General features: G+C 33.4%; 20 protein-coding genes. 6 read left to right on the forward strand and 14 right to left on the reverse strand.

Features of this window, described 5'->3' with window-relative positions:
• Window positions 1-186 precede the first annotated feature (186 nt).
• The 5 genes from AC4FQ5_RS13795 to tpx form a co-directional block, all read right to left on the reverse strand.
• Window positions 187-1,065 carry a YitT family protein gene (locus AC4FQ5_RS13795; protein WP_491144187.1) on the reverse strand — a complete coding sequence of 293 codons (879 nt, stop codon included), beginning with the start codon at window positions 1,063-1,065 and terminating at the stop codon, window positions 187-189.
• A gap of 8 nt (window positions 1,066-1,073) precedes the next feature.
• The gene (locus AC4FQ5_RS13800) at window positions 1,074-1,658 is read right to left on the reverse strand and encodes an HD domain-containing protein (protein WP_491144189.1); all 585 of its coding nucleotides are present in this window, start codon (window positions 1,656-1,658) and stop codon (window positions 1,074-1,076) included.
• A gap of 143 nt (window positions 1,659-1,801) precedes the next feature.
• Window positions 1,802-3,814 carry an adenylate/guanylate cyclase domain-containing protein gene (locus AC4FQ5_RS13805; RefSeq protein WP_491144191.1) on the reverse strand — a complete coding sequence of 671 codons (2,013 nt, stop codon included), beginning with the start codon at window positions 3,812-3,814 and terminating at the stop codon, window positions 1,802-1,804.
• A 9-nt stretch (window positions 3,815-3,823) separates the two neighbouring features.
• Complete coding sequence (locus tag AC4FQ5_RS13810) at window positions 3,824-6,169, reverse strand: adenylate/guanylate cyclase domain-containing protein (RefSeq protein WP_491144193.1); 2,346 nt, start codon at window positions 6,167-6,169, stop codon at window positions 3,824-3,826.
• 86 nt (window positions 6,170-6,255) lie between these two features.
• Complete coding sequence (gene tpx / locus AC4FQ5_RS13815) at window positions 6,256-6,753, reverse strand: thiol peroxidase (RefSeq protein WP_491144195.1); 498 nt, start codon at window positions 6,751-6,753, stop codon at window positions 6,256-6,258.
• Window positions 6,754-6,915: 162 nt separating this feature from the next.
• Between tpx and AC4FQ5_RS13820 the strand changes: the two genes are divergently transcribed.
• The 3 genes from AC4FQ5_RS13820 (at window position 6,916) to AC4FQ5_RS13830 (ending at window position 10,823) form a co-directional block, all read left to right on the forward strand.
• Window positions 6,916-7,368, forward strand: coding sequence for a T9SS type A sorting domain-containing protein (locus tag AC4FQ5_RS13820; protein ID WP_491144197.1), 453 nt, complete (start codon window positions 6,916-6,918; stop codon window positions 7,366-7,368).
• A gap of 12 nt (window positions 7,369-7,380) precedes the next feature.
• On the forward strand, window positions 7,381-8,499 hold the full coding sequence (locus tag AC4FQ5_RS13825; protein WP_491144199.1) for a DUF8740 domain-containing protein: 1,119 nt from the start codon (window positions 7,381-7,383) through the stop codon (window positions 8,497-8,499).
• 104 nt (window positions 8,500-8,603) lie between these two features.
• Window positions 8,604-10,823 (forward strand): NADP-dependent isocitrate dehydrogenase, encoded by a 2,220-nt coding sequence (locus AC4FQ5_RS13830; RefSeq protein WP_491144201.1) that lies wholly within the window; start codon window positions 8,604-8,606, stop codon window positions 10,821-10,823.
• Window positions 10,824-11,021: 198 nt separating this feature from the next.
• Here the strand turns inward: AC4FQ5_RS13830 and AC4FQ5_RS13835 are convergent, their stop codons facing one another.
• Window positions 11,022-12,212, reverse strand: a complete 1,191-nt coding sequence (locus AC4FQ5_RS13835; RefSeq protein WP_491144203.1) for an MFS transporter — start codon at window positions 12,210-12,212, stop codon at window positions 11,022-11,024.
• A 135-nt stretch (window positions 12,213-12,347) separates the two neighbouring features.
• A complete protein-coding gene (locus tag AC4FQ5_RS13840; protein ID WP_491144204.1) occupies window positions 12,348-12,776 on the reverse strand; it encodes a hypothetical protein in 429 nt (142 codons plus the stop codon).
• A 294-nt stretch (window positions 12,777-13,070) separates the two neighbouring features.
• Here AC4FQ5_RS13840 and AC4FQ5_RS13845 point away from each other — a divergent pair, with 294 nt between their 5' ends.
• Window positions 13,071-13,358 (forward strand): GNAT family N-acetyltransferase, encoded by a 288-nt coding sequence (locus tag AC4FQ5_RS13845; RefSeq protein ID WP_491144206.1) that lies wholly within the window; start codon window positions 13,071-13,073, stop codon window positions 13,356-13,358.
• On the opposite strand, the gene AC4FQ5_RS13850 is transcribed toward AC4FQ5_RS13845, so the two are convergent.
• On the reverse strand, window positions 13,359-14,453 hold the full coding sequence (locus AC4FQ5_RS13850) for an MBL fold metallo-hydrolase (RefSeq protein ID WP_491144208.1): 1,095 nt from the start codon (window positions 14,451-14,453) through the stop codon (window positions 13,359-13,361).
• A 150-nt stretch (window positions 14,454-14,603) separates the two neighbouring features.
• Here AC4FQ5_RS13850 and AC4FQ5_RS13855 point away from each other — a divergent pair, with 150 nt between their 5' ends.
• Window positions 14,604-16,151, forward strand: a complete 1,548-nt coding sequence (locus AC4FQ5_RS13855; protein WP_491144210.1) for a S41 family peptidase — start codon at window positions 14,604-14,606, stop codon at window positions 16,149-16,151.
• 35 nt (window positions 16,152-16,186) lie between these two features.
• On the opposite strand, the gene AC4FQ5_RS13860 is transcribed toward AC4FQ5_RS13855, so the two are convergent.
• Window positions 16,187-16,786: a hypothetical protein gene (locus AC4FQ5_RS13860; RefSeq protein ID WP_491144212.1), complete on the reverse strand. Its 600-nt coding sequence runs from the start codon at window positions 16,784-16,786 to the stop codon at window positions 16,187-16,189.
• A 24-nt stretch (window positions 16,787-16,810) separates the two neighbouring features.
• A complete protein-coding gene (locus AC4FQ5_RS13865) occupies window positions 16,811-17,305 on the reverse strand; it encodes an RNA polymerase sigma factor (protein ID WP_491144214.1) in 495 nt (164 codons plus the stop codon).
• Window positions 17,306-17,680: 375 nt separating this feature from the next.
• Here AC4FQ5_RS13865 and AC4FQ5_RS13870 point away from each other — a divergent pair, with 375 nt between their 5' ends.
• Entirely contained in the window at window positions 17,681-18,511 is an 831-nt protein-coding gene (locus AC4FQ5_RS13870; RefSeq protein WP_491144216.1) for an alpha/beta fold hydrolase, read from the forward strand.
• 159 nt (window positions 18,512-18,670) lie between these two features.
• Here AC4FQ5_RS13870 and AC4FQ5_RS13875 read toward each other — a convergent pair whose 3' ends face one another.
• From AC4FQ5_RS13875 to AC4FQ5_RS13890, 4 genes are all read right to left on the reverse strand, one after another.
• Window positions 18,671-20,299, reverse strand: coding sequence for an NADP-dependent glyceraldehyde-3-phosphate dehydrogenase (locus AC4FQ5_RS13875; protein ID WP_491144217.1), 1,629 nt, complete (start codon window positions 20,297-20,299; stop codon window positions 18,671-18,673).
• A 231-nt stretch (window positions 20,300-20,530) separates the two neighbouring features.
• Window positions 20,531-20,986 carry a hypothetical protein gene (locus AC4FQ5_RS13880; protein WP_491144219.1) on the reverse strand — a complete coding sequence of 152 codons (456 nt, stop codon included), beginning with the start codon at window positions 20,984-20,986 and terminating at the stop codon, window positions 20,531-20,533.
• 199 nt (window positions 20,987-21,185) lie between these two features.
• Window positions 21,186-21,944: an NAD-binding protein gene (locus tag AC4FQ5_RS13885; RefSeq protein WP_491144221.1), complete on the reverse strand. Its 759-nt coding sequence runs from the start codon at window positions 21,942-21,944 to the stop codon at window positions 21,186-21,188.
• Window positions 21,945-22,130: 186 nt separating this feature from the next.
• Window positions 22,131-23,135: a glycosyltransferase family 2 protein gene (locus tag AC4FQ5_RS13890; RefSeq protein WP_491144223.1), complete on the reverse strand. Its 1,005-nt coding sequence runs from the start codon at window positions 23,133-23,135 to the stop codon at window positions 22,131-22,133.
• Window positions 23,136-23,252 lie beyond the last annotated feature (117 nt).

A 23,252-nucleotide genomic window follows, 5' to 3' on the forward strand; every position in this document is an offset into this window, starting at 1 on the left:
TACTATAAATTTTGGCTAAAGCCATTATGATTTTTCACTTAATTAAACGGGCTAAAGCCCGTTCCTATTGATGAAAACATTTGTGTTTATTTGTGTAATACATTTGTGCTGTTTGTGTTTAAAATTAACAAAAAAGCCTTGCGAAAACAAATTTCCACAAGGTAATATTCAATATTAATTTAAACTTTAATGCTTTATAATTTCCTTTACAATTCCGCCTTGCGGTTCTCTGACGGTTTGGGTAAAAATAAATGCTTTCGGATCGATTGCACGTACGATATTCTGTAATTTTCTTACTTCAAGTCTTGTGACAATCGTAAAAATAATATCTGCATCAGAACTGTGTTCAAAAGATTCTTTCATAAAACCTCTTTCTCCTTTGTAAACCGTGATTCCTCTGTTCATCGTTAAAACCAAAGCTTTTTTGATCTCTTCACTGTTTCCGGAAACGATGGTTACACCGGTGTAAGCTTCGATCCCTTCAATGACATATTTTGTGATCTGACTTGCAACGAGATAAGTCATAATCGCATACAAAGCGGTTTCTACTTTTAAGAAAACGGCAGCGATGATGAAAATTACGACATTCATTCCCAGAATAATCTCAGTAATACTGAAGCTGCTTTTTTTGAAGGTCAATAATGCTAAAACTTCCATTCCGTCAAAAGTTCCGCCTCCACGCATGGAAAGTCCGATTCCGATTCCTAAAAAGAAGCCTCCGAACATAGCGACTAATAATTTATCATGCGTCAACTCGGGGAAGGGAATAAAATACATGGTCAAAGCAATTAAAAGAATGGTAAGACTGCTTCTGATTGCAAAATGTTTCCCTATCTGAAAATAAGCAAGGATAATAAAAGGAATATTTAAAATAAATAAAGTCAGTCCTAAATTCCAATGATAGACTTCGTACAATAAAAGTGAAATTCCGGTAACGCCACCATCTAAAAAGTGGTTGGGAACCAGAAAAGATTTTAAAGCAAAACTCGCAGAAATTACTCCTAAAACCAGATAAATAATATCTGAAATGGTAAATAGCGGGCCATGTTTGGTTGCTGAGCTCATAATAATGATCAGTAGTTTTTTAGTTTTGATTTGATGATATCAAGATTTTCCTGTTTTTTTTGCTTTCTGTTATTGATCGCAGTTTTGGTAAAATAATGATGGCTTTCTAGAAATTTTTCCTGAAGAAGATTCCAGTCCTGTTCTGAATTGACGATTCCAAACATAGAAAGTTCTTCAAACAATTTGTCTCCGATCACAAAGAAATCATCTCTTCCCAAATAATCCAGATCGGCATCTGCGAGAATTTCTTCTAAATTATTATTCGGAGTCTGCGGGATTTTTGTCGCCATGATCATCCCGTTTATCTTATCAATCTGAGATTGAGAATATTCATAATCAGGCAGATATTGCTGTGCGATCTCACAGGATTTTTCTTCGTGATTTTTTGAGCCATACAAAAATCCGGTATCATGAAATAATGCCGCAGTTTTGAGTAATACCAGATCTTCATCGTTCACATTTTCAGAAACAGCAATCTGCTCTACAGATTCTATAACGTCTTTAATGTGGTTTACACTGTGATAAGATAAATGCTCAGGAAGTTTTTCTTTGAGCAGATTTAAAATGTGTCTTTTTATTTTTTCGTATTCCATATTTAAAAATAAAGAATGGGTTATTTTTTTATGATGTAAAATTTTAACGCAAAGTTCGCTAAGATTTTTTTGATTATTACTTGTTTTTAAGTTCGAAAAGACGTTTCACTTAGCAAAGGCTACAAAGTTTTTAATATATTTTTTTATAAATCTTTTTTAGTTTCAATTGCAAAATACATATCCATTTCGCCTTTTCCTTTCGTATGAATTTTACCTCTGTATTCGCAAACTATTTTGTCTTTTACCAACTGATAAGTAGATTCAGAAATATTTATTTTTCCTTTTTCGCTGTTCTGTTCCATTCTGGCTGCGGTGTTTACAGTATCTCCCCAAATATCGTAAGCGAATTTTTTCACCCCTACAATCCCTGCAATTAAAGAGCCTGAATTGATTCCAATTCTTATATCCAAAGCATTTGGGTTTACCTTTTTTCGTTCTTCAATAAATTCAATAATATCTAAAGCTACCAAAGTAGTCTGATATGCGTGACATTCATTTTTAAGCGGTAAACCGCAGACTGCCAAATACGCATCACCAATGGTTTTTATCTTTTCCAAGCCATGTTTTTCCATGATCATATCGAAAGCGGTAAAACATTCGTTGAGTTCAACCAACATTTTTTCGGCACCCATCTTCTCTGAATTCTGGGTAAAATTAACAAAATCGGTAAATAAAACAGTGACCTCATCATAATATTTGGCTTCAGAGCTCCCATTTTCCTTCAGTTCTTCTGCGACTTCATGTGGAAGGATATTAAGGAGTAAGTTTTCTGTTTTCTGCTTTTCTTTTTGTAATTCAAAAGTTCTTTCATCAACCTGTTTTTCAAGTAAATCATTTTGATCCTGAAGAATCTGTTGTTTTTCCTGTTCTTGTTTTAGATTAATATCAGAAAGTCGGTTGACTTCATCGAGCTGTTTTACAAGACTTAAATTGGTTGATGCAAATTGCCATCCCAGATAAGCAGAGATCGAAATAGGAAAGCTGATAAAAATAAAAATCAGCACATAACTTAGAAAATCATCACCAAATGATTCACTTATATCAATCGTATTTGTCTTATTAAAAAACATAAGGATGATGGACATTACAATAAAAAGAAAAAACACCAAAACACCACCACCAACTATGAATGCCGATTTTTCTCTTCTAATCATCGCTCTCACGATTAAATAAAAAGATTCAAAAGCAACAAAAGAAAGGTAAAAAAATGCCAAACTAGCTGCAGTAGTAGCACTGAAATAGTAAAGAACAAAAATTGCAGCCGAGATAATCAACATTACTTTCAGCCTTCTTTTAGTTCTTCCAAATAATGTATTGACAAAACCTGTAAGCGAAGTTCCAAATACCATCACCGCAAGAAATGAAAAAAATGTGTAAGAATCTATATCTAATGGATTACGCATTTCTGAAAAGAGTAATACCATATAACTCATCAAAGAAATTGAAAAATTGTATGTAGAGAAATAGAGATTATAAATGGCTTTTCTATAAAAAATGAACAGTAAAAGATGAATAAATCCTAACGCTCCAAATATTCCGCAAATCAGCATGGTGTAAAAATTGAAATACTGCACCATTTCAGTTTTGGATTTGATAAATTTATTCGCCGAAGTAAGTTCTACACTAATTGCAAAAGGACTCCAATTGACGGTCTTTTTTTTGCTTCCGACAATCGGCAAAAATCTTATAGCTAAAACATTTACCTGAGTATTATCCAAGGTAAATAACTCAGGTATTCTATTTTTAATTCTAAATTCTCTTGATTTTTCGTTTCCAATTTTTCCGATAGTTTCGAGCTTTTTCCCATTCAGATAAAGTTCCGATGCACCGAGTTGATTAATATCAAAACATAAGGACTGATTAGTCGATGCAGAATCTATTTTAAAATAGTAACGGACCCAATATACCTGATCTTTTTTATAATTTTTTTTTGATCCAAATTTTACAGATTGCCAAGCAGAATCATTAAAGTCCGGCAAAGCAAAAGCAGGATTATCACCTGCAAAAAATTTGCTGGCTTCATTGATTGACGCACCAGTTTTAATTTCTTTATCCGTAAAAACTCTCGGTTTCTCAAGAGAATTTTGAGCAAAAGAAAATGTTTGCAACACAACGAATGCAAAAAATAGAAATTTAAAGAGTAGATTTTTTTTCACACTGATAAATTAAATTTGATTAACAAAATACATATCCATTGCACCTTTACCTTTGGTTTCGATTTTTCCTCGATGCTCAAATGTAAAATCTTCTTTTATTAACAGATAGGTTGCTTCAGAAACATTTACTTTTCCTAAAGAACTGTTCTGCTCCATTCTTGCGGCTGTATTTACCGTGTCTCCCCAAATATCATAAGCAAATTTTTTCACACCCACGATTCCGGCAATCACCGGTCCGGAATGAATTCCGATTCTGATATCTAAGGCATTTGGGTTCTGCTCTTTCCGCTGTTGAATATAAGAAAGAATTTCCAGACTTGCATTCACTGCATTTTTTGCGTGCTGAGCATTGGAAACCGGTAATCCGCTTACCGCAAGATACGCATCACCAATAGTTTTTATCTTTTCTAAATTGTATTTCTCCATGATCCTGTCAAACTCTGTAAAACAGGTATTCAGCTCATTGAGAACTTCCTGCACCCCTATTCTTTCTGAATTTGCTGTAAAGTTGACAAAATCTGTAAATAAAACTGAAACTTCATCAAAATGTTTTGCATTGGTTTTTCCTTTTTCTTTCAATTCTTCAGCGACTTCGTATGGAAGAATATTGAGCAGTAGATCATCTGATTTTTGTTTTTCTTCAGCGATTTTCTTGTTGTCTTTACGTTTTTGATTGTATGAAAAGCCTGCAAAACCTAATAATAATAAAGATAAACCTGCACCCACTGCCCAAATATTTTTTTGATTTTGTGAACTTTCTAAATCAGCTTTTGCTACGGCATCTTTTTTCTCCTGATTAATTCTCGCAATATTTTTCTCTTGATTGTATTTTAATGCCACAGCTTTTTGCTCCTCATCAAATTTTATTTGAATTTCTTTTCTTTTTAAATCTTCTTCAAGCGCCAATCTTTTTCTTTCCTCTTCTGTTTTTGCAGCGGCCTGTTTTTTTTCATATTCAAAACGGAGTGCTTTCAATTCCATTTCTTTCTGCAACTGAATTCTTTTGGTTTCTTCTTCAAGCTTCACTCTTGATCTTTCATTTGCAACTTCGATTTCAGATTGAAGATCAGAAAGTTCTTTCATTTTTTCATTTCCATAAGCTTTGTCTTTTTCATTCATTGCTTTTTGAAAATACATATGAGCTTTTTTATAGTCTCCCAAAAGTTCGTAAGCATTAGAAAGTGTAGTATAGTTTGTAATCGTCACACCTGGTTCTACATACCATCTTTCGTTTTGTGCAGCTAAAGAGATTTTGTTAAGATCTTTGATAATATTTTCTAATTCTGCTTTTTTATGTACATCTTTTCTTACCTGAGCACTATCCCGAAACATATTATAAACCTTTACAGCTGAATAATAGGATTTATGATTAAAATTGTTATCACTTTTTTCGGATGACAACTGTATAGCTTTGGTTATTAAATCTTCAGATTTTTGATAGTCTTTATCATCAAAATAAATATGAGACAAAATATTACTGATATCTGCCATTTTCTCATGATCATTTTTAGATTCGTAGTATCTGAGTGCTTCATTCAAATAAATTTTGGCAGAATCCATTTTCTTAAGACCATAGTATGAAGTTCCAATATTTCTGTTTACATATGCTAAATTTTCATACTTTTTTTGTTTGGTGTAGATAGGTAGAAGATTTTTATAAACATTCAGCGCTTTTTTTGAATCGTCTGTTGTAAGATAAAAGCCTGCCAACATTTCGTAAGCAGACTCTATCTTTTCAGGATAATTCTTTTTTATAAAATCAATATAGGTGTTGAGATATTTATATGACTCACCATAATTTTGCTGCACAAAAGAATTTGAAAACAAACTTTGATAACTTAGCATTATATAATACTTGTTTTCTTTGTTTATTTCTTTCCCATCAAGATAATATTGAATATTTTTTTGTAAATAATCTGTTGATTCAGCAAATTGTTTCTTGTAAGAATAAAGTAAACCGAAGTAATAGTTAACAACAGCTTTTTTATCAGAATTGTTTGCTATTCTATAATATTTCTCTGCTTCCTTAAGGTAAAACTCTGAGTCTTTATAAGTAAGATTTGAAGTTAAAATTTGAGCTAGGACCAAATTTACATTACCTAATCTTACAAAGTCATTCGTTTTCTTTAAATAGGGTATAGATTTTTTTCCATAAACCAGAATGCTGTCTACAGTTTTAGCTTTAATGTATTCATTTGCGAGATCCCGAATCAGCTGATTTTTTTCTTTTTCGTCTTTTGATTTTAAAAGCTTACTTTTCAGATCAACAATTACAGGAGATTCCTGCGCTTTAAAAACTGTATTTCCATAAAAAAGAAAACAGATTGTAAAAAATGATATAGTTTTATTTTTCAATGGCTGGTTGCTTTACCTACAAAAATAAAAAAATCATTCTATTAAACTAACAGAATGATTTCAAATTGGTGAGAAATACTTTTTTATTATTTCAAAGCGTCTAAAGCGGCCTCATAATTTGGTTCGTTTGCAATCTCAGAAACCTGCTCTGTATAAACGACTTTATTGTTTTCGTCAGTCACGATTACGGCACGGCTCAAAAGACCTTTCATCGGAGAATCTGTGATCGTTACTTCATAATCGTCACCGAAAGTTCCTCTGAAATCCGAAAGTGTTTCCACATTATTCAGACCTTCAGCAGCACAAAATCTGTTTAAAGCAAATGGTAAATCTTTAGAAACATTGATTACTACAGTATTTTCTAAATTATTTGCTTCTTCATTAAATTTTCTTGCGGAAGAAGCACAAGTGGGCGTATCAATACTTGGGAAAATATTAAAAACCTTCTTTTTTCCATCGAAATTTTCAAGAGTCTTAACATTTAAACTAGAATCTACCAAAGCAAAATCTTTTACTGTAAATCCTACATCAGGAAGTTTTCCTAATGTATTTACTTCGTTTCCTTTTAATGTGATCTTTGACATAATATATTTTTTTAAAGTTTTATCAAATTTATTCAATTTTAGGACGATTACATTTTAAATAAGGTTAAATAATTCTTAAAGTGAAAATAAAAAAACTTATAATTAAAATCATATTTTCTAAATGAAAATTTAATTACTTTCGCATCTTTAAAATAAATGACTATGAGAGAAAAAATTACTCTATTGTTATTTGCTGTACCTGTTTTTGGATTTGCCCAATCTGTTATTGGGAATATCAATTCCGGAGCTGTTTCTGCAGATAACTTCACACATTCTGTCGGAGAAATCTATGTAATTCCGACTGATCCTGATCAAAATAATTCGGGAACAATGGGAATGCTCTATCAAACTGTTTTACAGGTTTTGGGTGTAAGTGTACTGGAAAAAGAGACTGTAAAAATCTATCCCAATCCTACTGCCGATTTTATATATGTCAAATTAAATTCAAAATCAAAAATCGACGAGGTTGAAATCTTTGATCTTGCAGGAAGACTTGTTTTGAAGACAAAATTGCAATCAGACCAACTGGATTTAAGAGCATTAAACCAAGGTGTTTACATGATCACTTTCAAAAATCCTGACCTTAAACCTATCAAAATTATTAAAAAACCTTAAAAACTATTCAACATGAAAAAATTATACGCTACAATAGGATTATTTTTAGCAACATTATTAAGTGCACAAGTTCCGCAAGCTTTTAGTTATCAGACAATCGCATTCAATACAGCAGGAGCTCCGATTGCAAACGGAAACGTTGCATTAAAAATAAGCATTTTGGAAAACTCCGCTACCGGAACAGTTTTATATACAGAAACTCATACAAAAATGACTAACTCAAAAGGTTTGGTTAATTTAAATATCGGACAAGGAACTCCTACGACAGGAAGTTTTGGAGCAATCAACTGGGGAGCAAACACAAAATTTGTAAAAGTAGAAATGGATCCTGCAGGTGGAAGTAATTATACAAATGTTGGAGTAAATCAGCTAATGAGTGTTCCTTATTCTCAGGTAAGTAAAACTGTTGTAACAGGAGCTGGACAAGCATTGACCTTGGTTTCTCCGAATGGAACTAATTATTCTTTAAGCGTTAATGATGCGGGAATTTTGAGTTTGCCTACAAGTTCTAATACAGTTAGTCAGATAGTACCTACAAATTTATATATGTACGGTTCTTATAATTCGTACAATGCAAGTAATGCCGAACTGTTAAGATTAGCTAACGGTGATAAAATAGGATATAAATATTTTGCAGCTAATAGTACATTTAAATTTACTGGGGCTCAAAATTCAGGAGCTCAAACTTATGGATCTAGTAGTGGTAATGATCTTATTCCTAATGGAAATGAATATTTGATCAATTCAAACGGATTTTATCAAATTAGAGTAGCTGCTCAAGGAAATATTAATGGAGTTACTTTTTATGGAGTATATTTTAATAATTTTAATCCTACAATAATATTTGATAATGGAACTGCTACAGTATCTGGATTGACTTATGGAGTATCTACTAATGTTTTTAACATAAATGTTTCTGGAGTAACCAATACAAATGCAAAAGCATTTAAAATTTCTTTGAATACTAATGCTTACAGCGAAACATTAGGCGATAATTTAAACGACGGAAGTTTCGACTTAAATGGCGATTATATCAATTTTCCTAATACTACAAGTACACCAAAAAATTATAAAATTACTTTTATTTTACAATTTAACGGAACTGGTACATATTTTATAACACAAATATAAATTAAAGAGGCAAGAGCCTCTTTTTTTATGCAAAGACTCCTGATAAAACAATGATAATTACTAAATTTGTGAAACTAAAACTTTAAATAATAAATAACAGTATAATGTCAGAAAAATCAAAAATCTATTACACACTTACAGATGAGGCTCCCATGTTGGCAACGCATTCGTTTTTACCGATTGTAAAAGCTTTTACCAAAGCAGCAAACATTGAGATCGCGGTTCCGGATATTTCTTTGGCAGGAAGAATTTTAGCAAACTTCCCTGAGTTTTTGAAAGATGATCAGAAAACTGATGACGCTTTGGCTCAATTGGGTGAATTGGCAACTCAACCTGACGCAAACATTATCAAATTACCAAATATTTCAGCTTCTGCACCTCAATTGGATGCTGCAATCGCTGAATTACAATCTAAAGGTTTCGCTGTCCCAAATTATCCTGCAGAACCGAAAAATGACGAGGAAAAAGCAATCAAAGCTAAATATGCAAAAGTATTAGGAAGTGCTGTAAATCCTGTGTTAAGAGAAGGAAATTCTGACAGACGTGCTCCAAAAGCCGTTAAAAACTACGCAAAAGCAAACCCTCACAGAATGGGTGACTGGGCTTCTGACAGCAAAACTGATGTTGCTCACATGAACAGTGGAGATTTCTACGGAACTGAAACTTCAACCACTCTTGAGAATGCTACAAAATATAAAATCGTTTTTAAAGGAAACGACGGTGCAGAGACTTTACTAAAAGATTTTGCAGGTCTACAGGCAGGAGAAGTAATCGATTCTTCTGTGATGAATTTAAACTCTTTGAAATCTTTCGTAAAGGAAGCGATCCAAGAAGCTAAAGATAAAAATGTATTACTTTCGGCTCACCTGAAGGCTACAATGATGAAAATCTCTGATCCAATTGTATTCGGTGCGATCGTTGAGACTTTCTTTAAAGATGTTTTCACTAAATACGCTGAGACTTTTGATTCTTTAGATGTAAATCCAAATAATGGTCTGGCTGATCTTTTTGATAAAATAAAAGGAAATGCTCAGGAAGCCGAGATCAAAGCTGATATTGAAGCGGCTTTGGCAAACGGACCAAGAGTAGCAATGGTAAATTCTGACAAAGGGATTACGAATTTCCACGTTCCTTCTGACATCATTGTTGATGCATCTATGGCTGCTTTGGTAAGAGGCGGCGGAAAAATGTGGAACAAAGAAGGAAAAGAAGAAGATACTATTTGTATCATTCCGGATCGTTCTTATGCTGGTTTTTATCAGTCTGTAATTGACGATATGAAAGCTCACGGAAAATTAGATCCTACCACAATGGGTTCTGTTCCGAACGTTGGTTTGATGGCTCAAAAAGCTGAAGAATACGGATCTCACGATAAAACTTTCCAGGCAACTGCTGAAGGAACAATTGAAGTTCAGGATGAAGCTGGAAGCGTTCTTCTTTCTCAAAAAGTTGAAAAAGGAGATATTTTCAGAATGTGTCAGACGAAAGATGCTCCGATTCAGGACTGGGTAAAATTAGCAGTAAACAGAGCAAGGCTTTCTGATACTCCTGCCATTTTCTGGTTAGATAAAGGAAGAGCGCACGACAGAGAAATGATCAAAAAAGTTGAAAAATATTTAGCTGATCACGATACCAACGGACTTGACATTAAAATTCTTGATGTAAAAGACGCAATGACGGAAACTTTGAAAAGAGCAAGAGAAGGAAAAGATACGATTTCTGTTTCTGGAAACGTATTGAGAGATTACCTAACTGATCTTTTCCCAATTCTTGAACTTGGAACTTCTGCTAAAATGCTTTCTATCGTTCCTTTGATGAATGGGGGTGGTTTATTCGAAACTGGAGCCGGAGGTTCTGCTCCAAAGCACGTTGAGCAATTCTTAGAAGAAGGATATTTAAGATGGGATTCTCTAGGTGAATTCTTAGCTTTACAAGCTTCTTTGGAACATTTAGCACAAACTCAGGGAAATACAAAAGCCCAGGTTTTAGCAGATGCATTGGATGAGGCAAACGCAAAATTTTTAGCTACAGATAAATCTCCTGCCAGAAAAGTTGGACAAATCGATAACAGAGGTTCACACTTCTATTTGGCGATGTATTGGGCGGAAGCTTTAGCAAATCAAACAGCTGATGCAGAATTATCTCAACAATTTGCTCCGGTTGCAGAAGCGTTGCAGGAAAGTGAAGAAGTAATCAACTCTGAATTGATTGGTGCTCAAGGTAAGCCTCAAAATATTGACGGTTACTACAAAACTGATACTTATAAAACGTATGAAGCAATGAGACCAAGCACCGTTTTAAATGAAATTGTTGACGGAATTTAATTCTCGGATTAATATAAATTGAAAGCTCCTTTTTTAAGGAGCTTTTTTGTTTTGTACAAACAAGAATGATAAACTTACAACTGAATTTAATCAAAATTAAAATAGACTTGGATTAGATTCCTGCGGAATGACAAACATATATCATTTTTTTTGAAAAGCATTTGTGTAATTCGTATTTATATTAAAAAGAATTTACAATCAAACATGCGCTTTTCTTAATTTGGTAATACTCAAAATAATCAATCCTAAAATTCCCAAAACAAAATATCCTTCTGCAACTTCAAGCTGAATTTTTGGTTTAATTAAAGCCACAATTCCGTAACTGATGGCTGAAGTAATAATAAAGGCAACCCCACCCGTCAAACCTCCTGCAATACCTGCAGAATTGGGAAATCTTCCGATGCAGTACGCAAAATAATTATTAAAAATAAATCCTGCCGTCACATGAATAACAAATGCAAAAGCAACCAAACTGTAAATGTTATTCAGAAAATATGAGCAAAAAATCATCAATACAATTAAAAATATCTGAATAAAATTGGCATATCTGATTTTCGGAAGAAATGCTTTCTTAATTAAAGCTTTTCCTAAAAAACCGCCTGTCATCCAGGCAAAACCAAGAATGAGAGAAACGTACCCTGCAACAACTTCAGAATATCCCATTTTGTGTTCGATGATAAAAGCTCCGCAAAGATTAAAGAAAATCACCATTGCGTAACTCACACCACACATCAGCATTCCGTAAAAAAAATCTTTGGTTCTGAACATCAGATCATATTCTTTGAGCACATACTCGAACTGAAATGGCTTTTTTATTTTTAAAGTTTCACCAGAAAACATTAGCTCTAAAATCAGCAGAATCAAACTGTATCCTGCCAAAACATAAAAATTAGATTGCCATCCAAATAATTTCTGAAGATAGCCGCCAATAAAAGGCGCAATGATCGGACCAACAGACCAGACAATGGTCATGATACTCAGATAATGTTTTCGCTGTTCTCCTTCATAAACATCCACAAAAAATGCTCTTTTCGAGACGACCGCAAATCCTGACAAAATCCCCTGCAAAACACGCATCGCATAAATTACCAGAATATCTTTTGTGAAAGCGGTAATTAAAAAACTTACAACAAATAAAGCCAAAGAAATTGCAGAAACCCTGAACCTTCCGAATGAATCGACGACGCTTCCTGCAAAAAACTGGGTAAGCCCATAACTGATCAGAAATATAGAAAGTGTAAGCTGAATGCTGCTTTCCGGCTGATGAAGTTCTGTAGCCATACTCGGCATCGATGGTAAATAAATGTCTGTTGCCAAACCCGACATCGGAATGACTGCAAAAGCCAATATGGTAGCAATGAATTTATTTTTTTCTTTGAGCGTTTTCATTTTATCTGCCTTTAAGTTCTATTTGAAATTTGGTCGCTGCAAAGTTAGACTGATAACTTAACATAAAAAAACAAAAAATGACTGAACTTACGAACAGTCATTTCCTTTTTGAAAATATTTATAAAGATAATTAGTTTACTTGTTTTTATGAACTTTTCCTTTGTTAGATTTATAAACTTTTGCTTTTTTATCCATGTGATTGTATCTTTTATCGTTATTTTTATTTCGATTGTAGACAGCTACAGGATTTTGTCCTTTATAGTACTTATTTTTAAATTTAACATATTTGTCTCTTCCTAAGATTCTTTCGATCTCAGCATAACGGTCTGTTCGCCATCTGTCAGGACTGTTTGCATAAACTCTGTTCCATCCGTCATAATCCGGATATCGGTCATTAAGCGAATATAACTGGTTTTTCTGTGTTGCAGAAAGTAACAGATCTGCAGCAACAGTTTGCCAGTTAACATCTGTTACGCTTCTCCTGTAATCATTGTAGTAATCAGATTGCGCATATCCCAAACTAAAAGTTCCGAGCAATAATGCTGTAATTATAATTTTTTTCATTTTGATAATTTTTATTCATTTATTATTGTCAATATAGATGCCAAACAAAGTAAATAAGGCTCATAAAAATTTGTTAAACACAAATAAACCATCATTTTATTTAATATTTTACAGCAATCAAAGACATATATTGCCAATTTATAAATTCTGAAATATTGCAGAGATTCACATATTTTTAATTTTAAATAAATATAAATTACCATTAGATTTCATAAACAATCTCAACCTATTATTTTAATTTGTAATTTTAAAGAAGAGAATTATTCTGAAGATCTCAACCAAATTTCAAAAATTATGGAAAATATAACTTTTAAAATAACTCCATATCAGGACGAATTACAGCTTTTAATCGATGGTAAAAAAGTCGGCTATATGTCTATCGCAGTTGACGGTCGCCTGATGAATGTTTATTACACCAAGATCGATGAAAATCTTGAAGGTCACGGATATGCCAAAATGCTTTTAGATGAGTTGGTACGCTTTGCCGAAGAAAAAGATCTCATGATCGATCCGGAATGCGACTTTGTGAGACAGCAACTTGAAAACCATCCGAAAAGATACAAAGGAATATGGCACGAATAATCAATCCTGCCACCAAACCTGAAACTGATGATCTGTTTTATTTAAATCTAAAACCTCACCGATTTTCGGAGTAAGAATTTGCAGATTTTTTTCTTTTCCTAAAGCCGTCACTTTTTGTAAAGGTTCATTCCAAGGATGAAGAGCGAGTGCAAACTTCGCCGAATGTACCGGAATAATATTCTTCGCCTGAATATCTACACTAGCCTGAATAACGTCTTCCGGCAAGGCATGAATATATTTCCAGGCTGCATTGTACTGACCGTTTTCCATGATCGCATAATCGAATGGTCCGTATTTTTCGCCAATCATCTTAAAATGGGTATCATATCCGCTATCACCACCCAAAAATATTTTTTTTAGCGGAGTTTCTAATACATAAGAAGTCCATAACGTATTGTTCCGGTGTAGTTTTCTTCCGGAAAAGTGTCTTGCTGGAGTATAGGTAATTTTGATATCATTCTTAAGTTCAAGAGAAGCGCCCCACTCTTCTTCCAGGAGTTGATCTTCGTTATAACCCCATCTTTCAAAATGCGCTCCGACTCCTAAAGGCATGATTACTTTTTCAACTTTTAACCGAATTGCTTTAATTGTCGGATAATCCAAATGGTCATAATGATCGTGCGTAATTACCAGATAATCAATATTCGGAATATCTTCAGGTTTAAATAGATCTGCACCGGCAAAAGCTTTATTAAAAAATTTAAAAGGTGAACCATAGCTGCTCAAAACAGGGTCAATCAAAAACGAAATACCATCGATTTGTATGTAATAAGAAGAATGCCCCATCCAGATAAAAACATCTTCATCTTTTGGAAAATTCTTTAAATCGGTATGAACCGCAGGAACGTTATGGTGAGGTTTCAAAAAGGGATCTTTCTTTTTAAAAAAGAAGTCGTACATCACTTTCGTCATACTATAACCTTCTGCTAATGATGGTGTATAACTCAGGTTCTGGAACTGTTTATTCTTGTAATGTTCAGAATTGAGCATTCTTTCCAGACGTTTTCCTTTTGGTTCTGCACCGAAAACCTGTTGAGACATTACAACAGATGTTATTGCAACAATAAGTGCTACGATGATGATTAAATAGATCATTTTTTAATTGAGTATAAGCTTCAAATGTATAACTTTCCGCACATTTTTATGCTGTCGGATTTTATTATGACGGCTGAAGATAAATTTTACTTTTTTTGAATAAAATTATTTGAAACTTTTTAAATTTAATCTTAAAAAAAACTAATCTCATTGAAACACTTTTTATACACACTTTTTTTGTTGATTTTAGCTTCCTGCACTTCGATAAAAACAGAAAACAAGCATACACAATCTACCATCGCACCCGAAAAACTACATCAGGATGTTGATTTTACCTATCAGAAACTTCAGGAAATGCATCCAAAACTCCATTGGTACATTTCAAAACAGGAGCTTGATTTTAAATTTGACAGCCTTAAAAAAACGATCAGCTACCCACTCACGCCGGTTCAGTTTTATTTTAAATTACAACCCGTCATTGCAAAAATCCGGGAGGGACATTTGGCATTGAGAATACCAGCTAAAAAGTTTAACAGAAAAGAGATTAAAGTTTTAAAAAATAAGAAAGGACTTTTCGGACGTTTTGAATATTTTGTTTCAGACAATCATCTCTATATTATAGAAAATAAAGATTCTATAGAAAATATAAAACCGGGTACTGAGATTTTAAAAATAAACGGAAGTGCAGTCTCCGATTATCTCAAAAAGTATCGGGAATTAATCAGCAGCGACGGCTATAATACGACGTTTCAGGATTATTACCTTAAAGATGTTTTTTTCAATTTCTACGTTGCTGAAAAAGGTATAATGGACAGTGCAAAAGTTGAAACACTCTTTGATAATGAAAAAAGAATTGTCAATCTTACAAGAGAATCTAAGAACAAAGAAGAATTAGAAAAAGATAAACTTGATAAGAAAAGAACTGAAGAAAAGAAAGTCAATGATTATGTAGCATCAACAAGCTCTTACAATAGAAATTTTAAGTTTCTGGATAAGGACAGCACCATTGCTTACATGAAGATACAGAGCTTTTCAAGGAGTTTTTCAGACCGCTTTTACAAAGAATCTTTTGCTAAAATAAAAAATGCGAAATCTTCTTATCTGATTATCGATATTAGAAATAATTATGGAGGTTCGCTGTATGAAATCAATCAATTGTATTCTTATCTTGCTCCGGAACCATTTGTTCTGATTAAACCATCTCAATTAACTTCGAGAACCACACCTTTAAAAACCAATTATTTCAGGAAATCAAATCCGTTACAATACACCTTAAAAAGTCTGCTTTATCCCGGATATTTTTTTTCACAGGCTTTCAGTGTCTACAAAGGAAAAGACGGAATCGCCTACTATAAAATGAAAGAAAACAAATTTACAAAACCTAAGAAGAATGTATTCAAAGGAAAGGTGTATGTTTTAATCAATGGTGGAAGTTTCTCCGCATCATCTATTATTTCATCTAAACTGAAATTTGACAAAAGAGCAACATTGGTAGGCGAAGAAACGGGTGGTGCCAATGACGGAACAGTTGCCGGATTCTATTCTTATCAAAAACTTCCGTATTCGAAAATAGATTTGCCGATTGGTCTGCTGCTCATTCAGCCAAACATAGATTTTACCAATTCTCAGGGAGGTGTTCTCCCAGATTTTGAAATTCATCAGAGTATGCAGGATATTATTGATAAAAAGGATGTACAGCTTGATTGGGTGAAGCAGGAAATTGAGAAGGAGAAAGAAAGTAGAAAAATTACAGACTGAGGCATTAAAAATTATAAAATCAGGAAATTTCAAATCTACTTTTTAAGCTCATTCAAAAGATTTTCAATCTGCTGAACATACGTTCCATAAAAAATTCTGTACCAATATTTTCCAATTAGGAACAATCCGAAAAGCCCGACTCCAAGCGCAGAGATAATCGTTGTGGCAACTTTGAGGTCACTCAAGGGTTTACGGTGAGGAAGAAATTCAATCACGATAATCAGTTCACACACCAAAAAAGGGACAAATGAAAGCATAAATGAAAGATAATACTGTTTATTCAGATCAAACTGATACATCAAATCCCTGAGAGAATCATAAGTTTTCATCATCGGACTGCTTATGTCTTTATACAATTTAAAAAATTTACTGAAGAAAAATGATACTACGATCACCATTGAAAATAACAATACTGTCAGATAAAACTTAAATTTAAACGGAGCTTCGGGAACGGGGATCCATACAACAGCAAAGCCAAAGATTAAAATTCCGATTGTTGACCAGAATTCCATTCTCATATTTTTTCTGATTTTCTCGAGTGGAAGATTGATCTTATTGTTTTGTTCGATACTGATTTCTGGTGTTTCGTCTGAAACATCATCGTTCCATGCGTTTTTCAGTTCATCTATATTCATTTTTGTTATTTTTTAAATTAAAACTTATTTTGAGTTTAAGATATCTTTGAGTTTATTTTTTGCGCGATTCATTTTTACCCGCACATTTCCTTCGGAGATTCCCATTTGGTCAGCAATTTCTCTACCTGAGAAATCTTCCAGATAGTAGAAGATAAAAGCTTTATCGATAGGATTTAATTGATTGATCGCTTTATACATTTCAGAAAGTTTTTCTTCCTTTTCGTGATCGTATTCATCCTCAATGATTTTATAATCCGTGAAATCTTCGTTTTCGATGAAACTTCTTTTCTTTTCAGATTTTAAAAAGACGATGGCGGTATTTAAAGCAATTCTGTACAACCAGGTAGAAAATTCACTCTCGCCCCTGAAACCTGAATACGCTTTCCAGACCTGATAGGTAATTTCCTGAAAAAGATCGTCTCGGTCATCCTTATCATCCATGTACATTTTGGAAATCTTAAAAATGATTCCTTTATGTTTTTCGATCTTATGTAAAAATTCCTGTTCTAATGAGGTCATGGCTTTCAACTCTGTGGAGTTAGTAGTGGTTTAAAATAAATGTTACATTTTTTTCAAGATAAATCTAATGTAAATAATTTATGTGCTATTCATCAACCTAAGTCAAGGTTAATATTTATAGCAAATAATCTTTACAGGTTTACATCTACATTTTAAAATTAAATTTTTATTCACTTTGTCATTCCGGATGAATCTAAATAAAAATTAATTTAAACACTGAGATTCTTCAGAATGAGAAACTACTCGGATAATTGAAGCCTGAGAGAAGCCGAAAATTTCTTCATCAATTCAAAAAACAGATACCACATCTTTATTTCACACCTGTGGTGGCGCAAAATTTGTGTTTAAAAAAATCACATCACAAAAAATATCAATATGCCTTACATTAAAAAACAAGACAGCCAAAATTTTGAACTTTATTATGAAGACTTTGGTACAGGTCAGCCTATTATTTTAATTCACGGATGGCCATTGAGCGGAAAATCATGGGAACTGCAGGTTCCTGTACTTTTGGAGCTCGGTTACCGTGTTATTACTTACGACAGAAGAGGTTTCGGAAAGTCAGCACCAACGCTTGACGGATATGATTATAACGGACTGACTGCCGATCTTCACGAACTAATTACACAATTAGAATTAAAAAACGTCATCCTTTTCGGATTCTCAATGGGAGGCGGCGAAGTAGTACGTTATTTATCCAATTACGGTACTGAAAACGTAGATAAGATCGCATTAATTTCTTCAATCATCCCTATCGTAAAGCAGAAAGAAGATAATCCTGACGGTGTTCCTGAAGCAGATTTAAATGAAATCATGGAAAACCTGAAAAAAGATAGAGTTACCTTCCTCCAAACCTTCCACAAAAACTTTTACAATTACGGATTACTGTCACAAACCGTTAGCGAAGCACAATTGGAATATGATTGGAGTATTGCTTCATGCGCCTCTCCTATCGCTACAATAAAATGTGCTGAAAGCTGGGCAAACACAGATTTCCGTCCTGAATTATCAAATGTCACAGTGAAAACATTGATTGTACATGGTGACGATGATAAAGTAGTTCCTATTGCTACTGCCGGAAGACAGGCTGCACAGGGAATTGTGAATAATGATTTTATCGTAATAGAAGGCGCACCTCACGGACTTAATGTGACACACGCCGATAAATTAAACAATGTTTTGGTTCAGTTTTTAACAGCTAATTAAAATATATTCACATAGAACAACGGGCAGCCAAATAATTGGCTGCCCGTTACTTATCTTAGATATTTCCTCTTCAATAATTTTCACGCATAGATTCTATATTATTACATATAACTAATTTTAAAAAGATATTGATTAAAAAATATAACAATAAAATCTTCATTAAAACAAATAATCTGTACTCAAAAAGTTAGAATCATGATCTCTGACAATCGTGTTCAGAAGATTTTTATTAGATTCCGTAGATTTTGCAGCAACCAGTGATCTGATCGAGAACGAACGAAGCGCATCAAAAACAGAAAGTGTACCTTCCGCAGAATCTTTTCTTCCGGTAAACGGGAAAACATCGGGACCTCTCTGAGCCTGACAATTAATATTTACACGGCTCACCAAATTCACAAAAGGATCGATCAGTTTTGAAACTTCCAGCGCATCTTCGCTGAAAATACTGACCTGCATTCCATGCGAAGCATTCACCTGATAATCGATCGGCTCATCAATCGATTCAAAAGGAACCACAGGAATAATCGGCCCGAACTGCTCTTCATGATACAATTTCATATCATTGTTTACCGGATAAACTACGGCAGGAAAAACGAATGATTCTTCGTTGTACCCACCATTTTCATTCAGAACTTTTGCGCCTTTTGATAATGCATCTTCAATACAATCCTGAAGATACGGTGGTTTATTGGCTTCAGGAAGCGGTGTAATTTTCACGTCTTTTTCCCAAGGTAAGCCTGGCTTCAAGGCAGAGACTGCAGCAGTTAGCTTTTGAGTAAATTCTTCTGCAACATCTTTCTGTACAAAAATTAACTTCAGAGCAGTACAACGTTGTCCGTTGAAAGAAAGCGCTCCGAGAATAATTTCGCTTACGGCAATATCGAGATTGGCATTTTTGGTAACAATGGCTGCATTTTTTGCATCTAAACTTAATATAGCTCTTAATCTGTTGACTTTTGGGTGCAATTTTTTTAGCCCGTTCGCAACTTTACTTGAACCGATGAAAGCCAAAACATTTACTTTTCCGCTTTCCATAATGGGTGTGATAATTTCTGAACCTTTACCATACAATGTATTCACCGTTCCTTTCGGGAAAGCTTCTTTAAATGCTTTTAATAAAGGATAATGTGCCAAAACACCATGTTTAGGAAGTTTAAATAAGATTGTATTTCCCATAATCAAAGCAGGAATCAATGTGGTGAAAATTTCATTTAATGGATAATTAAAAGGTCCCATACTCAATACCACTCCCAGCGGTGCTCTTCTGATCTGCGCAATCGTACCTTCTGCCTGTTGAAAACGTGAAGATTCACGGTCAAGATCTTTTAAGGCATCGATGGTTTGGTTGATATAATCTACGGTACGGTCAAATTCTTTGGTAGAATCCGGCAAAGTTTTCCCGATTTCCCACATGAGCAATTTGATGATGAGATCACGTTCTTTGATCATTAAATACACAAATTTCTCCATACACTTAATTCTGCCTTCCACAGACATAGTTGGCCACTCTCCAAGACCATTATTATATGCTTTTACCGAAGCATCAAGAACTTCCATTGCTTCATCTGGTCCGATATTGGGAATACTCCCCAACAATTTTCTTTCTAAACCGTTTCCGGTTCGGATGAAAACCGGTGAATAAATTTCTGTGACTTCGCCCTTCCACTCTACCAATTCGCCGTTTAATAGATAGACGCTCTGATGAATTTCCTCAACTTTATATTCTTCAGGAATCTCGTTTTCGCTTTTAAAAATTTCCTTAAATAATTCTGTATTTGCTGAACTCATAAATTTTTCTTTTTAATAATTTGAATTTGAAAATTTGAAAGAATAAAGTTAGAGCTAAAGATTGACTTTCGGAATAGCCAATTCATAGATTTGCTCTATTTTTCGGGTGTTTGAATTAAATTTAATCTCTACTGTGGCAAATTCTTCAGACAAGATTATTTAGGAATAAGGATTAAAGCTTTAAAAATTAAATTTTGAGATACTCCAACAATCAGAAATTGCCTGATCATTTTAATCTCCATCACCTCCGATAGAATTAAATTCTTTCGTTGAATAATGAAGAAAAAGCAGAATTAACAAATCATCAACAGAATCATCAACTTCAACATGATAAATCAGATTTTTAAAATTTTTATTCTCAGTACGGATTTCTATCAGCAATTTCTCTTTTTCGAACAACTTCTTCGTTTCAAGCAATTTAAAATTATAAATTTTTACATTTTCTCCCAATTTTATAATTCTTTCTTTAGCTAAATCTGTAAAATAAATAACTTTTTTATTCAGGTAAAGCTCAACGTCATTTTTAAGGAAACCGACATTTTTAATATCATATGTTCTGAGCTTATATTCAATCGAATTTCTTCTGAAAAAGAAACTGCTTTCATCATCAATTCTTCCGATCTCCTTATGATCTTCAGTTTTTAATATGAATTGTTTTTTATAATGTTGGGCGAAATATTTTTTCAAAGAATAATGTGTATTAATATGACATTTTGAAAGGTGAATTCTTTAGAATCTCATCAATATTATTTTGAATTTCGATAAATTTTTCTATTTCAGCTATCATAATTTTATTTTATATTTTTAATATCATAATACGAGACAAAAAATAATAAATTTCTTTAATTAAATTTAATAAAGACTTTCCAACTTATAGGCTTAAACATTACAAATGAAAATATCTCGGATCCGGATATTGAAATTCAAAATTCAATTCATTAATCAATTTTTCAGGTGAAATAGTTCTGCCAACTGTCGTTCTCTCTCCTTCGTAAGATAAATCCTTTTGAGCATTAATAACTTCTTCTTTATTCGGATGCACAGGTGCAACTACATTATACACTTTTGATAGAGATTGATTTTCCAGCATTTTCTCGACAACTGCACAAATATCCGTGTAATGAATATGATTCACCAACTGATCCAGGTCGGATATATTGTAATTCTTTAAAAGCCTTTGATCTCCCATCAATCCAGCTAATCTCAAAATATTGGTGTAAGGAAATTTTTCCAGAATGAAACTTTCACTTTCCACATTTTTGGCAGGTTGATCTTCTTCTGTAAATTCTTTTTCATCCTGAGGATAAACTCCTGTAGAGCTCATCAAAAACAACTGACCTTTATAATCTCCCAGAAAGTTGAGCAGGTTCTCCCGTTTGCCATTCATCGGAATTTGCGCACCTCTGATTCCGGAAAATGGGACGCTGATAATGATAGAATCTAAATCTGATGCAGCTTCCCATTCTTTCATTTCTGAATCGAGCTCGTCGGAGAAACTTGCCAAAACAGCATGATAGCCTTTAGATTCTAACTCTCTAATTTTCGATGGTGTAGTTGTTGTTGCGAAAATCTCATATTGGCTTGATAATCTTTCTGCAATATGAGTTCCCAACCAACCACAACCGATAATTCCTAATTTTTTCATATAAAATACTTAATATCTGTTGTAATTAGTATATAATTTAAGAATTCCAAAATATCCGTGTTAATAGGAAGAATTTTTTCAGAACTCCATCAACCTAATTCTTAATTTTAATCAATCAGCTTTATAAACTAAAAACTTGGCAGCCTCTCGGTTTATGATTATTTAATCTGAAAAATCGATCATTCACTAGTTTCTGTGAAAATGTTTTGGGAATGCTTCTTCTGGTTTCATCCTGAAAACATTCAGCAAAATCCAAGATTTTAAAAATCCGTAGCCGTACGAAAACATCTGAATATAAGTTGAAATAACAGCCATTCCGGCAATTGCAATATTTTTTGTAACAATCATTGCATGAATCAAAACCATAAAAGTATACAATCCGTAAAATGCGAGAATAATGCCTCTTCCGATAATAAAATACTCTATAAATCCTAAAATATATCCTAATAAAAATAAAGTAGGAAATGCAAAAGAGATTTTCACATATTTTGGGTGTCTTTGATTGAGAATTGGTCTTGCACAACCAAATTGGTACACCTGTTTTGAAAACTTCCCAAAATCCACACGTCTTTTATGATAAACTGCAATATCATCGAAAAAAGCAGTTGTAAAACCGTTTTCCCAAAGCGTCATCGATAAATCCGGATCTTCACCGATTCTCATTTCGGAAAAACCGCCCACTTTTTCAAAAACTTCTTTCTTCACTCCCATATTGAAACTTCTTGGCTGAAATTTTGAAACCGCTTTTTTATTTCCTCTGATTCCGCCTGTTGTAAAAACCGAAGTCATTGAATAGGAAATTGCTTTCTGCATCAGATTAAACCCTTTATGTGCTTTATCTGCACCTCCAAAAGCATCACAAGGAATGGTGAGAATGTTTTTTTTGATATTCTGAATGTAATCTTTCTCTACAATCACATCGCTGTCTACAAAAACAAGCCACTCGTTGGAAGCTCTTTTTGAACCATAATTTCTCGACAAACCAGGGCCCGAATTGTCTTTTCTGAAATATTTAATCTCTAAAATTCCATCAAAATTACCAATAGTAGGTTTAAGATCGATCAAAGATCCATCATCAACAATAATGATCTCAAAAACTTTATCAGTCTGAAAAGTCAGCGAATTGAGAAGTTCAAAAAGCTCGTCTCTACGGTTAAATATGGCAACAACAATGGAAATGGTCGGATTCAAGTGGAATTTTTTTCAAAATTAATTATTCGGGAATGAACTTACAAACAGTTTACCGTTAATTAAAATATAAAAACAACGAATCACAAAGTTTGTCATTTCGCAGGAATCAAACATAGA

This window comes from Chryseobacterium sp. DT-167 (assembly GCF_058310155.1).